Here is a 15,158-nt window from a genome sequence, read left to right on the forward strand (position 1 = left end):
TCAGTCTCCAGCTGCTGCTCTGCCGGCCTGCGCGCCGAGTACGAGCGCAGGGCCGATCGTTCCGCCGGTTCCGGGATAGGCACTGCCGAACGGGCTCGCCACAGCGTTGCCGGCTCCGTACAGCCCGGGGACGGCATTTCCGTCAGCGCGCAGAACGCGGCCGTCCGCATCGGTGCGGGGGCCACCGCTCGTCCCGCCGACTCCCGGGTATACCCGAAGGGCGTAGAAGGGCGGTTCCCGCAGTGGCCCCAGCGTGGGATCGGGCGCCTGCGAATCTCCCATCGCCCGGTCGTATTCGTCGGCCCCGCGGCCGAAGACCGCGTCCAAGCCGTGCTCCGCTCCCAGGTTGAAGCGGTGGACCGTCCCGGTCAGGGCATCGCCCGGGACGCCGATGAGGTCGGCCAGCTCCGCGGGCGTATGTCCGCGCGGCAACCAGTCGGGGTCGGGGTCAGCGGGCTGCAAGGGGCCGACGGGGTACCGGCGGCGATGCACCGCGTCGAAGACGAGCCACGCGCGGTCGTCACCGTCCGTTCGCCGGCCGAGATCGCGCAGGGACCGGCCGACCTCGTGGTAGCTCTGGGCCTCGTTGGTGAATCGGCGGCCCAGGCTGTCGACCATGAGGGCGCCGGGGCGTCCCCGCTCGGCGAGCAGCATCCGGTACAGCGGCTCTCCACCCACCGCGTCGCCCGACGCCTTGATGGTCGGACACCACCATGCCTGGGAGGTGTTCTTCAGGGCGGCTCCGGCCGACAACGCCATCCGCAGGCCGTCACCGCGGGCACCGGGTGCCCCGATGAGGCCGCGCACAGGTCTGCCCAGATGGGCTTCGACCAGCGCGGGGTCGCGTTCGAAGCCGCCGCTCGCGAGGACCACCCGGCCGTGCAGCGGCTGCCCGTCCACCTCGACGCCCTTCCCCGTGAGCCTCGTCGCCCTGGCCGAGGTCCGGACGGTGACCCCCGCCCGTACGGCGGCACCCAGCAGCGCCGCTACGAGTGCCTGCCCGGAGGTGAGCACCCCCGTGAGCTCGCGTCGCTCGACCAGTTCGCGTGTCAGCTCGCCTGTGAGCAGTTCGGTGAGGGTGGCCGGAGGCCGCCAGGGCGGTGTCGGGCGCACGCGGGCGGCAGGACCCGCCGGGGGGAGCGAAAGGGGGCGCGGTTCGAGGGAACGGCCGCCGCCGCGGTTCGCGCCCGGCCGGTCGCAGTAGCAGTCGGGCAGTGGCACCGTCGCCCAGCGCAACGGCGTCACCCGCTCCAGCCACAGCGCGACACGGGGGGCCTCCGCGAGGAACCGGTCGAGCACGCCGGTGTCCCCCTCGCCCATGTCGAGGTGGGACAGATAGGTGCGGACGAGCCCGGGGTTGTCGCCGCCCCCGGCCACCGCGGACAGATGGCTGTTCGGGAGCCATGCCACACCGCTCGACAGGGCGGTCGTACCGCCGATCGTCGCCTCCGCCTCCAGGAGCGTGACCTCGGCGCCCTCCTCCTGCGCCGCCAGCGCGGCGGCCAGCCCCGCCGCGCCCGAGCCGACGACGATCACCGAGCTCATCGCGGGCCCCTGGGTACGTTTGCCGCCGGCGCGATGAAGCTTTCTGCGGTCATCAGGTCGGAATTCCGCCCCGCTTGATCAGCGGCACTTCGATCCCGAGCGCTCGCATCTGCTCACACGGGTTCATGAACTCGCGAATCTCCGAGATCTTTCCGTTCTCCAACTGGAAGGAGTGGATGAAGTGGTTCTTGTAGTAGCCCGGGGCGTAGTCGGGGAAGAGGATCTGACCCTCCCCGTCGCATTCCACCCAGAACCGGTTGGGGTCCTGGGTCTCGAATATCTCGATATTGGTCCAGCGCCAGTCCGGGAAGCACTCCAGGGACCACGCCGCCATCTTGTACAGGTTGTGGTTTCCGGTGACCGCGGCCGGTTCTCCGGTATCGGTGGTCCACAGGCCGCCGCGCGCGTTCTCGGTGAGGAGGCGGTGACGCTCAAGCCGGGCCGGGCCTTCCGTGACGCGTAGATATTCCTCCACGGTCGCCCTGTTGATGCGGCGCAGCTCCTGCTCGCGGTCGAACCCTTCAGCGGGCTTGCCGACGTCGGACATTCGAAACCTCCAAAGGCTGGGGGCCGTTCTGGCCCCGATGACTGGTGATGTCTCTCAGTTCGCGGCGGACGTCGCTGCCGCCGGCGACAGGATCTCCCTGACGCGGTCCGCGAAGATTCCGGGGCCGTCGCGGGTGAGTACGGATTCGGCATGGAACTGCAGGGAGCCGAAGTGTGGGCCGCGCAGTGCGTGCACCTCGCCGGTGCCGGTGTCACGGCTGATCTCCACCCGGCCGGTGCCCGGTACGTCGATGGTGTCGGTGTCGCTGTGCGCGGCGAACGTGTTGTAGAACCCGACGGTCCGGCGTCGGCCGAACAGGTCGATCTCCCGAAGCGTCCCCTGGTTGGGGACGGGGCAGCGGCGCACGCTCAGGCCGACGGTCCGGCAGAGCACCTGGTGGCTCAGGCACACCGCGAGAAAGGGGCGCTGTTCGGACAGCAGCGTGGTGATCGACGAGTGCAGATAGGCGATCCGCGGGTCGCTGGTATCGCTGGGATCGCCTGGCCCCGGGCCCATGACGACGAGGTCGTGGTCGTCCCAAGAGTGCGGAGTGTCGTAGCGGCGAACGGTGACGTCGAGGCCGAGCGACCGGAGCTGCTCAGCGATCATCGTGGTGAACGTGTCATCGGCGTCGACGACCAGGACCCGGCGGCCCTTCAGGGGCGGCTGAGGCACCGTCCTCAGCCGGTGGTCGGCCCGCCAGAAGGGTGCCAGCCCGCCCCCGCGGCGTTGGAGCGCCGCCCGGACCCCGGGGTGTTCACTCCGTCCCTCGGGGTCCTCGTTGAACGGCGCGGACGGCTCGGCGCGCAGGGCACTCAACAGCCCGGCCGCCTTGGCACGGGTCTCAGCGGCCTCGGACGCGGGATCGGAGTGCCGCACCAGGGTGGCCCCGACCCCCAGCCTCACCTGCCCGGCCCGGTCGATGTCCGCCGTACGGATCATGATGGCGGAGTCCAGCGAGCGTTCCCCCTGACCGTCCCGGCCGATGAGCGCCGCGACCCCGGCGTAGTAGCCGCGGCCCTCCCGCTCGTACCGGCTGACCACCCGGCACGCGCTCGCCAGCGGGCTGCCCACCACCGTCGGGGCGAACATCGTCTCGCGCAGGATCTCCCGCGGATCCAGGCGCGAACGGCCCTTGATGTGGTGCTCGACATGGGCGAGCCTGGCCATCTCCCGCAGCTGAGGGCCCACGACCTGCCCTCCGCCGTCACAGACGGCGGCCATCATCTTCAGTTCCTCGTCGACGACCATGTGCAGTTCGTCCGACTCCTTATGGTCGTCGAGGAACTGCATCAGCCCGCCGAGGGTGGGGCCGCCCGGCGGATAGCGGTAGGTCCCGCTTATCGGGTTCATCACCGCCTCGCCGTGGTGCAGGCTGATGTGTCGCTCCGGCGTGGCGCCTATGAAGGTGCGGTCCCCGGTGTGGATGAGGAACGTCCAGTACGCCCCCGACTCCCGTTCGCACAGCCGCCGGAACACGGTGAGCGCCGCGTCCAGGCCGTACTCGGCGATACCCGCGGTGTACGACCGGCTGAGCACGAAGTTCGAGCCCTCGCCCTGGCCGATCTCCTCCGCGATCAGTTTTCGGACGGTCTGCGCGTAGGTGTCGTCGTCCTGGTCGAAGCCCTCGTTCACGAGCCGGACCGGGACATCGGGGAGCAGGGGCAGCACGTCGCTCAGCGGAGCAACGGCCTGTTCGGTGATCCGCAGGGCGAGGAGCGGCGATCCGTCATCGACACACGCCAGGCCACGCTCGGCGAGCTGCCGGAACGGGATGACGGCCAGAACCTCGTGGCCGGGCCCCAAGGCACCGTCGGAGAGCGGTATGTCCGCGAGTGTGTCCGGTGTGCACACCTCCCCGGACATCAGGTCCAGCCTGTGCCGGCCCTCCGGTCCCGCGCGGTGCACCAGGGCGAAGGGCGCTGTGGGAGAGGCCAGAATCCGGGTGAGAAGATCCGCCGGGTCGGTCACGGCAATATCTCCCTGGCGGTCGTCACCACAGCGCAGTTCTGGGCGGCGTAGGCCAGGCACAGTCGGTGGTGGTCCGCGGAGAAGTCAGCGACAGCGTCCGCCACCAGAAACGTCTGAATGTCATGTGAGAGGGCGTCCACGGCGGTTGCCAGCACTCCCACGTGCCCGTACACCCCGCAGATGATGAGCTGATCGCGGCCGTGGCGACGCAGCCACTCCAGCAGTCCGGTACGGAAGAACGCGCTGTAGCGCCACTTGGTGAACACCTCGTCGCCCGAACCGGGGGTCAGGGGCTCGGGGACGTCCCGTTCGCCCGGCTCGGCGCGCATCCCCGTTCCCCAGAAATCAGCCAACAATCCTCGTTCCTGTGTGGTCATACCGGGCTGCATGGTATAGGCCACCGGCATTCCTAGAGAGGAGGAACGACTCTTCAGGGAGACGACGTTCTCCGTGAGCTGCCGCGTCATGTCCTCAGCGAACGGCCGCAGGAAATATTTCTGCATGTCATGGACGAGGAGGGCGGCACGCGTGGGGTCGAGGACCCATGGGGCCACATTGGGCGGGAGATCTGCCGGTACAGGCAGCGGATAAGGGGCAATGTTCGGGATACCCATCAAGACCCCCAGGTCGTGCTGGCGAAAATTGATCGTGGCAGGGAGCATATGCACCGGGAGTCTGCACGTACAACACCGCTTCTCCTCTCGCGGGCCGGACACTTGGAGACCCCCTGGACTCTGCCGGAACCAGATGGTCCGTTCTTCGGGCGTGGAGCTTCCGGCGCCTCGTACTGGCTGTCCGTCTCGTTCCCGCCCCCATCGGACGACCGCTGCCCGCCTTCGACTTGGCGCTGCGCCGCTACGCTGAGGCCCGCTCAATGCCCTCCGGAAAACCGGTCTTGTAGTCCTTGCCGAAGCATGGGCGGGGGCGGCGCGCACCTTCCAGGGCACCTTGCCTGCCCAAGGCAGGAGGCTCAGATCGAAGAAGAACTACCCCAAGGCGAGTTCCAGTTGACCGGGACGGTGGAGTACCTCGCTGCCGATTGAACCGCCCGGTTCCGTGAAGTCCGGCGGCCTTGTCCCAGGCGGGCTGCGGGTGGCTTCCTGCTGTCGTCACCGGTGGCGTCCGTGCTCGGCGGGCGGTACGTAGCCGGGGGCGGGGTGGCGCCGTTCCTCGTTGCACCAGGTGACCCGCTGGAAGATCGCCCGCTCGGCTCGGCCGATGTCCTTCCACGGGCCCCGCATCTCGATCAACTCGGCGTTGCGGATCCCGTTCAGGGCCTCGGCCATGGAGTCGCCGTAACTGTCCGCAACCGAGCCGGCCGACGCGGAGGCGCCGATGTCGGCAGTCTCCCGGCAGACCTGGTTGACACGTATGGCGACCCGTGGTCGCTGTGCTGCCGCATCGCCTCGCTCGGAGTTGTGGCGCGGCACGGTCACGAAAGCAGAATCATCACCGCCGTGAAGGCCAGTCCCAGCGTGGCGATGAGGGCGCTGGCGCCCCACGGCACGGTTGTCCGCGCATGCCCGCTCATCGCGAAGCACCACGAGCACCGCGGACAGAGCCACGACGAGTGAGAAAAGGACCGCGACAAGCCGGAACACCAGCTTCGTGCGCGTATTCCCCCCAGGACGGCTTGCACCGGGACGCAATGGATCACCGCGCCCGCTTCATATCGCGCAACAGACCGCGGTCTCTTCCGCAAGATCCGCTGCTTGTGGCCGTTCCCGGGCCCCCGTAGCGTCGAGGGCGTGCGTATCGCCCTCCATCAGACCCGGGCCACCGGCCTGCGAGCCCTCGACGACGCGGCAGCCCGAGCCGCGGCGCAGGGCGCGCGTCTTCTGCTCACTCCCGAGCTGTCGCTCACGGGATACGCCCTCGGCGACAGGGTGGCCCAGTACGCCGAGCCGGGAGACGGCCCCGCTGCCGCCGCCGTGGCCCGCATCGCCCAGAGGCACGGCGTGGCCGTCGTCTACGGCTATCCCGAGCGCGCCGCGGCAGGCGGATCGCTCCACAACGCCGTCCAGCTCATCAGCGACGAGGGCGTCGCTCTCGCGAACTACCGCAAGACACATCTGTACGGCCCGTACGAGGCCGAGCACTACACACCCGGCACCCGGCTCCCCGTGCAGGCCGAGCTGGCGGGGCTGCGCATCGGCCTGCTGGTCTGCTACGACGTCGAGTTCCCCGAGGCGGTGCGCGCCCACGCCCTCGCGGGCACCGACCTGCTGCTGGTGCCCACCGCCCTCATGCGTTCGTTCGAGACCGTCGCGCGCACCCTCGTCCCCGCGCGGGCCTTCGAAAGCCAGCTCTACATCGCGTACGCGAACCGCGTCGGACACGAGGCGCCGCGGGGGGCAGGCCCCGGCGCGGAGTTCGACTTCGCCGGGCTGAGCTGTGTGGCCGCGCCGGACGGCACCGTTCCGGTGCGTGCCGACGACAGCTCACCGGCCCTGCTGCTCGCCGACATCGACCCCGCGCTGCTGCGGGCCTCCCGGGAGCGGAACCCGTATCTGGCCGACCGCCGCCCCGAGCTGTACTCGCTCTGAACCTCCCTCCGCACCTCCAGGAGCAACACCCTCATGACCTCCACCGTGCCCACGGCTGCCCAGGAACACGTCGCCCACGCGGACGGCGGGATACGGCCCGCGCAGCCACCGCTGACCATGTTCGGCCCCGACTTCCCCTTCGCCTACGACGACTTCCTCGCCCACCCCGCCGGGCTCGGTGCCGTGCCCGCGACCGAGCACGGCACCGAGGTCGCCGTCATCGGCGGGGGCCTGTCCGGACTGGTCACCGCCTATGAGCTGATGAAGATGGGGCTCAAGCCCGTCGTGTACGAGGCCGACCAACTCGGCGGCAGACTGCGCACCGCCTCCTTCGAAGGCGGCGACCCCGCGCTGCGGGCCGAGATGGGCGCCATGCGCTTCCCGCCGTCCTCGACCGCACTGCGCCACTACATCGGCCTGACCGGTCTGGAGACCAGGCCCTTCCCCAACCCCCTGGCGCCCGGCACCCCCTCCACGGTGGTCGATCTCAAGGGCGAGTCGCACTACGCGCACACCCTGGAGGACCTGCCGCCCGTCTACCACCAGGTGATGGACGCGTGGAACGCGTGCCTGGAGGAGGGCGCCGACTTCGCCGCGATGCAGCGGGCGATACGCGGGCGGGACGTGCCCCGTATCCGCGAGATCTGGTCCCGGCTGGTGGAGAAGCTGGACAACCAGACCTTCTACGGATTCCTGTGCGACTCCCCGGCGTTCGCCTCCTTCCGGCATCGTGAGATCTTCGGCCAGGTCGGCTTCGGCACCGGCGGCTGGGACACCGACTTCCCCAACTCCATCCTGGAGATCCTGCGCGTCGTCTACACCGGCGCCGACGACGACCACCAGGGCATCGTCGGGGGCAGCCAACTGCTGCCGCTGCGGCTGTGGGAGCGTGAGCCGGACAAGCTCGTCCACTGGCAGCGGGGCACCAGCCTCAAGTCGCTGCACCCGGGCGGCGCCCACCGCCCCGCCGTCACCAGGCTGCGCCGTACGGCGGGCAACCGCGTCACCGTCACCGACGCGGCCGGCGACACCCGCACCTACCGGGCCGCCGTCTTCACGGCGCAGTCCTGGCTGCTGCTGAGCCGGATCGACTGCGACGACGCGCTGCTGCCCATCGACCACTGGACGGCCGTCGAGCGCACCCACTACATGGAGTCCTCGAAGCTGTTCGTGCCCGTGGACCGCCCCTTCTGGCTGGATCAGGACCCGCGCACCGGCCGGGACACCATGAGCATGACCCTCACCGACCGGATGACGCGGGGCACGTACCTGCTGGACAACGGGCCGGACGAACCGGCCGTCATCTGCCTCTCGTACACCTGGTGCGACGACAGCCTCAAGTGGCTGCCGCTGGGCGCCAACGAGAGGATGGAGGTGATGCTCAAATCCCTTGGTGAGATCTACCCCGGCGTGGACATCCGGGGCCACATCACGGGCAACCCGCTCACCGTCTCCTGGGAGGACGAGCCCTACTTCCTGGGCGCCTTCAAGGCCAATCTGCCGGGCCACTACCGCTACCAGCGGCGGCTGTTCACCCACTTCATGCAGGAGGCCCTGCCCGCCGACCGCCGCGGCCTCTTCCTCGCGGGCGACGACATCTCCTGGACGGCGGGCTGGGCCGAGGGCGCCGTCCAGACCGCGCTCAACGCCGTCTGGGGCGTCATGCACCACCTCGGCGGCGCCACCGACCCCACCAACCCGGGGCCCGGTGACGCCTTCGAGGAGATCGCCCCGGTCGCGTTGCCGGAGGACTGAGCGGGCCGCTTGTATCCGCAGGTCAGGAGACGGCTCTCGTCGCGCCGGTCACCGCTCCGGCGCCGGGGCGGCGCACGTTCCCGGCCCCCGGAGGACGAGCGGTGGCCGCGGTCAGCCGGAGCAGGAAGAGCAGGAGCAACAGGAGCCGACGCTCACGTTGTCGATCACCGGACCGTAGGCGCCGGCGGCAGTGGTGCTGGCGAACGACAAGGTCGTGGAGGAACCAGTGGCCACGAACGTCAACTGACGTCCCACGTAACCCATCTTGGCAAATGTCTTGCCAGTGGTGTCGAACGAGAAGTTCTGGAAGTTCTGCCCGTCGATGAGGACCTCACCCGTCTTCACGCCCTGAGTGCCCCCCGGGTTGCCGGCCAGCGAGTAGGAGATCGTGTACGTCCTGCCCGCCGTCGTCGCGAAGGTCTGCGACACCTTGCCCGGGCCCGTGCCGTTGAGGTCCACGGACTGCGCCCTGTCGGCCGCCTGCCAAAAGCCGCTGCCGATCAGGTCCACCGAACCGCTGTCGACTGCCCAGGGCCCCAGGGGCTGCCCCGCTGTGAGCGTGGTGAAGGAGTTCGCGGGCGCGGCCGGGTATTCGAAGCTGCCGTCATCGAGCGCGACCGGTGCGGCCGTCGCCGTACCGGGCAGGAGAGCCAGCAGGCCGGCAGCGGCGATGGTTGTGACGGATGCGCGTAAGACCACCATGAGTTCCTCCAAGTGAAGAAGCGTCCAGGCGTACGGGTGGAGCACAGGAAGTCTGTAGCGCGGGCTTCGCCGGGGACAGGTCGCGAAGACGGCGCCCGGGGCAGCGGCCCTGGTGAATTCACCGCCGCGCGCCGTGCTCGCGCATCAGCACGCCGACGGGAACCAGCCACAGCACGCCCGACGCGCACAGCAGCGCCGAAGGGAGAAGCCGCGCCCCGAGGCGCGAGGGGGTGTGCCCGCACCTGAGCGGGCACACCCCCTCACCGGGCACGGGCTACAGGCCCGCCTCGGTGACCGCCTCCCGCAGCGCCTTCGCCGAAGCGATCAGTTCCTGTATGCCGTCGCTGCTCAGCTGGGTGTCCAGCAACACCTCATCGGCCCCGGCGCGCGCAGCGCCCGCCAAGTCCTCGACGACCTGTTCGAGGCTGCCCTGGAAGGTGCGCCGTTCGCCGTCCACGGGCTTGTCCGAAAGCTGTACGAAGGCCCGTACGGTGGTGCTCAGCGTGGCCGGGTCCCGCCCGATCTCGGCGGCGAGTTCGGCGATCCTGGCGCGGCGCGCGGCGAGCCCGTCGTTGTCGATCTGCGACGGCAGCCATCCGTCGGCCCGCCGCACCAGCCGGCGCAGCGCCCGGTCGGCGCTGCCCGCCAGCAGCACCGGGATGCGGCCGGCCGGTTTGGGGCCGACGGCCGAAGGCGTGAAGCGGGTCCGCTCTCCCTGGTAGGAGGCCGGGTCCTCACCCCAGACGGCCTCGCACACATCCAGCAGTTCATCCAGGGACCTGCCCCGCGAGGCGTGGTCGGCGCCGGCCGCCGCGTACTCGTCGCGGGACCAGCCGGTGCCCAGGCCCGCGATCACCCGGCCGCCGCTCACGGCATCCAGCGAGCCCAGCGCGCGGGCCAGCATGAAGGGCTGGTGCAGCGGGCCGACCAGCACGGCGGAGCCCAGCTTGACCCGCTCGGTCACGGCCGCCGCGAGCGACAGCGTGACCAGGGGGTCGGCCACCGAGCGGAAGTAGTCGGCCCAGGGCATCCCCGGGATCAAGTACATGTCGTCCAAGGGCTGTTCGGGGCGCATGAGGCGCTCCAGCACCCAGACGCTGTCGTAGCCCAGTTCGTCGGCGGCCCGTGCCGCCGCCGTCACATCACTGTTCAAGTCATAGATGGTGCCTGCCTGGGGCAGTCCCAGACCGAGTCGCAGTGTCATTTCGCCTCCGTAGCACTGTTGTCGGCCCGTCATCTCGTGGCGGGCGCACGTGGCGTGCCGGAGCGCGCCGCGTGTCACTGCAACGCTGAACCGGCGCACACCATGCCCGAGTACGGTCCTCGCGGGACATGTCTATGCGCGGAAGCCACACCCGGCAATGGCGCCTCTCTTTTTCCAAGAGCCCCAGGAGCACGGGAGACTTCGGGCCCCAAGGCCCCGACGGACCGAGCGCACACCGGAGAGCCGGTGCCACAGCGACCAGCGGCAACAGCGACATCAGCGGAGCGGCGACAACAGCGAATCAGCGGCACAGCGGCGTCAGCAGACAGCGTCCCGTCATGCCGACCGTGGCATCCAGCCCCCCGGCTGCCTCCTCCAGCACATCACCCAGCCCCCGCAGTCCCCACAGGGCACGGAAGGCGGCCCAGGCCCCGCCGCGCGCCCGCTCCAGGCTCCAGGAGCCGACCAGATGAGTCAGCGGGTCCGCCACGTCCAACAGGTCGGGGCCCGGCATCAGATCCTCTCTGATGTGCTCCTCCAGCCCGGCCAGCAGCTCGCCGATCCGTTCGAAGTCGGTCTCCAGATCATCCGGTCCGGCATCCAGGGCCCGGCAGGTGTCCACCAGAGCGAGTGGCAGATCGTGGCCGATGTGCGCGTTGATACCGGCCAGCGCGAACTGGAGCGGACGCACCGCCGGATGGCGCCGGAACCGGAAGAGCGGACGCCAGCAGGCGGGGGTACGGCAGCCGGTGGCCTCGGCATCGACCGCTGCCAAGAAGCGCCCCGCGAACCGGGTGCCCAGCTCCGCGGTGGCGGCACGGTCCTCGAAGTGGCCGAGGCGCAGGCGTCGTTCCAGCTCCTGGGTCACCGACAGATAGACGCGGTTGAAGACCGCCACACCGTCCCGCGGCGGCAGCTGCGCGCCGATCTCCCGCATCCTGGCCGTCACTTGTCCGATACGCGCCGGCGTCGCCCCGCGCTGCGCGGGCACCTGGTCCGTTGAGGTCATTTCCGCAGGGTGACACCGGCGATCACCCTGAGTGGTCAAGCAGGTCCGTGCGGCCCCCCGGACGGAGGACGGGAACGCGCGGCGGAGGCTCAGGCCGGGACGCCGGGACGCCGGGACGCCGGGACGCCGGGACGCCGGGACGTAGAAACGGCGTGCGGGCGCTCCGGAGCCCGTGGTATTCCACCGCTCCTGACGGATCTGCGGACGACCCGGCTCGTGCTCCACCCCATGACGCCCCGCGAGGCACGGCGGGTGGTCGCGGGGGCGCCGGAGGAGGCGGACTCATGGGGCCCGGAGCAACCCGACGCGATGGACGTCAAAGGCGCGGCGGACTTCCTGGCGGCGTGTGCGGCCGGTGACGACCCCAGTCCCTTCGGCAACCACGAGATACGCCGCCGCACGGACGACCGCGCCGTGGGCGGCATCGGGTTCACCGGGCCGCCCCGGGAGACCGGCTCCGCCACCGTCGGCTACTCCCTCAACTCCTCGGCGCGCGGCCGGGGTTACGCCGCCGAGTCCCTGTGCGGTCCGCTCGCCTTCGCCTGGGCGCAGGAGATCGCCCTGGTCGGGGCCGATGCCGACCGGGAGAACGCGGCCTCGCAGCGCGTCCTGCTCGCGGCCGGAATGCACCGGGGCGAGGACCACCGGGTCGTGTACTTCGAGCTGACGGCACCGGGACAGACCTCGTGTCCGGGACGGGCCCGGTGAGCGGTCCCGCCGCCCCGCCACTCGGCGAGGAGCTCCGAGGACGCCGCCGCCCCGGCTGAGGGCTCTCGCCACCGGGGCCGGAGCTCAGTTCTCGCCGCCCTTGCCGCCCTCCCGCGCGGCCGGGCCGCGCCCGCCGGGCAGCTCCTCCCGGGCCGGGGAAGCGGGTACAGCCTCGTCGTACTGGCTCGTGCCCTCGTCCAACAGGGGCTGCTGCGCCTTGAGATGGGGAGGCGCCAGAGCCTTGAGGACGTGATAGCCGGTCAGGACGACCACGGTACCCAGGGCGATACCACTCAGCTCGAAGGTGTCGGTGAACTTCAGCGTCACGCCGCCGATGCCGATGATGATCCCGGCGGCGACCGGCACCAGGTTGAGCGGATTACGCAGATCCACACCGTTGCTGAGCCAGATCTGCGCGCCCAGCAGGCCGATCATCCCGTAGAGGATGACGGTGATACCGCCCAGCACCCCGCCCGGAATGGCCGCCACCACGGCGCCGAACTTGGGGCAGAGGCCGAACAGGAGCGCGAAGCACGCCGCCGCCCAGTAGGCCGCCGTCGAGTAGACCCGGGTGGCGGCCATGACGCCGATGTTCTCCGAGTACGTCGTGGTCGCCGGCCCGCCGACCGCCGTCGAGAGCACGCTGCCCGCGCCGTCCGCCGCGATGGCGGTGCCCAGCTTGTCATCCAGCGGGTCGCCGGTCATCTCGCCGACGGCCTTGACGTGCCCCGCGTTCTCCGCCACCAGCGCGATGACCACCGGCAGCGCCACCAAGATCGCCGACCACGAGAAGGCGGGGCCGTGCACCGAAGGCAGCCCGAACCAGTCCGCCTTGCTCACGCCGGACAGATCCAGCCGCCAGTGATCCACGGTCTTCCCGCTGCCGTCGGGGGAGTGGATCCGGCCGAAGACCCGGTCGAAGCCCCAGGACATCACATAGCCCGCGACCAGCCCGAGGAAGATCGCGATCCGCGACCAGAAGCCGCGCAGGCACACCACGGCCAGCCCCGTCAGCAGCATGGTCGCCAGTGCCGTCCACTGGTCCTGCGGCCAGTAGGTCTTGGCCGTCACCGGAGCGAGGTTGAAGCCGATGAGCATCACCACGGCGCCGGTCACCACCGGCGGCATCGCCGTGTGGATGACCCGCGCGCCGAACGTGCGCACGGCCAGTCCCACCAGGAACAGCGCGGCGCCCACCACGAGGATGGCCCCGGTCACCGTCGCGGTGCTGCCGCCCTGCCCCCGGATGATGGCCGCCACCCCGACGAAGGAGAGGCTGCACCCGAGATAGCTGGGCACTTTGCCGCGGGTCGTGAGCAGGAAGAGCATCGTCGCGACGCCGGACATCATGATGGCCAGATTCGGGTCCAGGCCCATCAGCACCGGGGCGACGAAGCTCGCACCGAACATCGCCACCACATGCTGGGCACCGAGGCCCGCCGTGCGCGGCCAGGAGAGCCGCTCATCGGGCCGTACGACGGCACCGGGTGCGGGGACGCGCCCATCGCCGTGCAGTTTCCAGCGCACGCCGAGGCCGCCGCCGCTCATGGTCGCTCCTGTTGTGTACCTGGCTGATTCTGAACGGCCCACATAGTAGTTCGATGCCGTCCCGGACTGGTCAGCGCCGGTCGCCTGCCGCCCCCGGTGACGGCCTCGCGCCCCCGGCGACCGCCTCGCGCGCCCCGTCGCCCCGGTCGCGCAGCCGGGCAGCCAGGCAGCCGGGGTTCCGGGCCCCGCACACCCCTGGCGCCCTGGCGCCGCCTTCTGCCCTGCCGCCGCGTCCCGGCGTCAGTCCCGCAGCACGCCCGCGCCCAGCATCAGCCCCACCAACAGCGCCGTGACCACGCCGAAGGACACCGACAGCGACGTCGTCTCGGCGACCCAGCCGACGATCGCCGGGGCGCCCAGCCCCGAGGCGTAGGCGAGCGTCGCCACCCCCGCGATCTCCTGCCCGGGCGCCGCCGCCGAAGACGACCGGCCCGCTGCCGCGAAACACAGCGGTACAACCACCGCGATGCCCACCCCGATCAGCGCGAACCCCGCCACGGCGGCCGGCGGCGTGCGCGCCGCGACCACCAGCGCGGCCCCGGCCGTGGCCAGCGCGCCGCCGCAGCGCACCGTGGCCACGGGCCCGAACCGGCGCACCGCCGCGTCACCCGACAGCCGTGCCAGCGCCATCGTGCAGGCGAACGCCGTGTACGCCGAGGCGGCGAGCCCCGCCCCGGCGCCGGTCACATCGGCCAGGTAGATGCCGGACCAGTCCATCGAGGCCCCCTCGGCGAACACCGCGCAGAAGCCCAGCAGCCCGATCGCCAGCACCCCGCGCGAGGGCAGGGCGAAGCGCGGCGGCTCCCCGGCTCCCTCCCCCGCGGGCTCCGCCGGGGCGCTGCCGCCCGCGCCCGGCGAGCCGGAGCCGGCGCCGACGCCGGGCGTCCGGCGCGCGGCGAGCACCGCCACCACGGCCAGCACCGGCGCGGCGATGCCCAGGTGGATCCGCGCGTCCAGCCCCGCCTGCGCCGCCAGCACCCCGCCCGCGCCGCCCACCAGAGTGCCGACGCTCCACATTCCGTGCAGCCCCGACATCACCGAACGCCCGTACAGCTCCTCGACCCGTACACCCTGCGCGTTCATCGCCACGTCCATCAGCCCGAGCCCGCAGCCGTAGAGGAACAGCGCAGCACACAGCCAGCCCAGCGCGGGCGCGAGCGGCGGCAGTACGAGGCCGGCGCAGCACAGCACCGACAGTCCGGCCAGCGCGCGACGCTGCCCGTAGCGGTGTGCCAGCCGGGCCGACAGGGGCATCGCCGCCGAGGCGCCCACCGTCAAGAAGACCAGCGCGAGCCCCAGCCATCCGGGGCCCGGGCCCAGGTGCTCCCTGATCCAGGGGATGCGCGTCGCGAAGGTGCCGCTGACCATCCCGTGTGCCGCGAACACGACGGCGACGGCCCTTCGGCCCACCCGCAGCTCGCGGTCCGGCCCGTCCGCTCCGTCCGCCCCCCAAGCCCCGTCGGCACCCTCAGCCCCGCCGGAACCCAGCGCCCCGTCCACGTCCGCCGCACCACCCGGTTCTCTCGTCCGCTCCGCCCGCCCGCGCCCGTCTTCGTCGCGTCTCCTCGCGCGGCCCTGCTGCGCGGACCGTGCGGGGAATCGTGCCCCGATCGGGTACCGCTC

Annotated in this window: 13 protein-coding genes; 3 read left to right on the forward strand and 10 right to left on the reverse strand. The window is 71.2% G+C overall.

The features are described 5' to 3' along the window. The 5 genes from ABD339_RS01800 to ABD339_RS01820 all read right to left on the reverse strand — a co-directional run bounded on the left by ABD339_RS01800 (window position 1) and on the right by ABD339_RS01820 (window position 5,499). Entirely contained in the window at window positions 1-1,545 is a 1,545-nt protein-coding gene (locus ABD339_RS01800) for an FAD-dependent oxidoreductase (protein ID WP_344561386.1), read from the reverse strand. Window positions 1,546-1,597: 52 nt separating this feature from the next. Next, window positions 1,598-2,092, reverse strand: a complete 495-nt coding sequence (locus ABD339_RS01805) for a PhzA/PhzB family protein (RefSeq protein ID WP_344561388.1) — start codon at window positions 2,090-2,092, stop codon at window positions 1,598-1,600. Window positions 2,093-2,146: 54 nt separating this feature from the next. Beyond that, window positions 2,147-4,063, reverse strand: a complete 1,917-nt coding sequence (locus tag ABD339_RS01810) for an anthranilate synthase family protein (RefSeq protein WP_344561389.1) — start codon at window positions 4,061-4,063, stop codon at window positions 2,147-2,149. After that, window positions 4,060-4,680, reverse strand: coding sequence for an isochorismatase family protein (locus tag ABD339_RS01815; protein WP_344561601.1), 621 nt, complete (start codon window positions 4,678-4,680; stop codon window positions 4,060-4,062). The genes ABD339_RS01810 and ABD339_RS01815 overlap by 4 nt, the downstream gene beginning before the upstream one ends. A gap of 492 nt (window positions 4,681-5,172) precedes the next feature. Then, the gene (locus ABD339_RS01820; protein ID WP_344561390.1) at window positions 5,173-5,499 is read right to left on the reverse strand and encodes a hypothetical protein; all 327 of its coding nucleotides are present in this window, start codon (window positions 5,497-5,499) and stop codon (window positions 5,173-5,175) included. A 312-nt stretch (window positions 5,500-5,811) separates the two neighbouring features. On the opposite strand from ABD339_RS01820, the gene ABD339_RS01825 reads away from it, so the two are divergent. Further along, window positions 5,812-6,609: a carbon-nitrogen hydrolase family protein gene (locus ABD339_RS01825; protein ID WP_344561392.1), complete on the forward strand. Its 798-nt coding sequence runs from the start codon at window positions 5,812-5,814 to the stop codon at window positions 6,607-6,609. Between the two features lie 33 nt (window positions 6,610-6,642). Continuing rightward, entirely contained in the window at window positions 6,643-8,364 is a 1,722-nt protein-coding gene (locus tag ABD339_RS01830) for a flavin monoamine oxidase family protein (RefSeq protein ID WP_344561394.1), read from the forward strand. A 111-nt stretch (window positions 8,365-8,475) separates the two neighbouring features. Here the strand turns inward: ABD339_RS01830 and ABD339_RS01835 are convergent, their stop codons facing one another. From ABD339_RS01835 to ABD339_RS01845, 3 genes are all read right to left on the reverse strand, one after another. Continuing rightward, window positions 8,476-9,066: a choice-of-anchor C family protein gene (locus tag ABD339_RS01835; protein ID WP_344561396.1), complete on the reverse strand. Its 591-nt coding sequence runs from the start codon at window positions 9,064-9,066 to the stop codon at window positions 8,476-8,478. Between the two features lie 274 nt (window positions 9,067-9,340). Then, the gene (locus ABD339_RS01840) at window positions 9,341-10,270 is read right to left on the reverse strand and encodes a TIGR03619 family F420-dependent LLM class oxidoreductase (protein WP_344561398.1); all 930 of its coding nucleotides are present in this window, start codon (window positions 10,268-10,270) and stop codon (window positions 9,341-9,343) included. Window positions 10,271-10,571: 301 nt separating this feature from the next. Further along, window positions 10,572-11,279, reverse strand: coding sequence for a DUF5995 family protein (locus ABD339_RS01845; protein ID WP_344561400.1), 708 nt, complete (start codon window positions 11,277-11,279; stop codon window positions 10,572-10,574). Between the two features lie 216 nt (window positions 11,280-11,495). Here ABD339_RS01845 and ABD339_RS01850 point away from each other — a divergent pair, with 216 nt between their 5' ends. Continuing rightward, on the forward strand, window positions 11,496-11,987 hold the full coding sequence (locus tag ABD339_RS01850) for a GNAT family N-acetyltransferase (protein ID WP_344561402.1): 492 nt from the start codon (window positions 11,496-11,498) through the stop codon (window positions 11,985-11,987). 84 nt (window positions 11,988-12,071) lie between these two features. Here ABD339_RS01850 and ABD339_RS01855 read toward each other — a convergent pair whose 3' ends face one another. Further along, complete coding sequence (locus tag ABD339_RS01855; protein ID WP_344561405.1) at window positions 12,072-13,535, reverse strand: uracil-xanthine permease family protein; 1,464 nt, start codon at window positions 13,533-13,535, stop codon at window positions 12,072-12,074. Window positions 13,536-13,775: 240 nt separating this feature from the next. Beyond that, window positions 13,776-15,035 carry an MFS transporter gene (locus ABD339_RS01860; RefSeq protein WP_425575850.1) on the reverse strand — a complete coding sequence of 420 codons (1,260 nt, stop codon included), beginning with the start codon at window positions 15,033-15,035 and terminating at the stop codon, window positions 13,776-13,778. Between the last annotated feature and the right edge of the window lie 123 nt (window positions 15,036-15,158).

The sequence above is a fragment of the Streptomyces axinellae genome (genome assembly GCF_039532135.1).
Classification (GTDB): Bacteria; Actinomycetota; Actinomycetes; order Streptomycetales; family Streptomycetaceae; genus Streptomyces; species Streptomyces axinellae.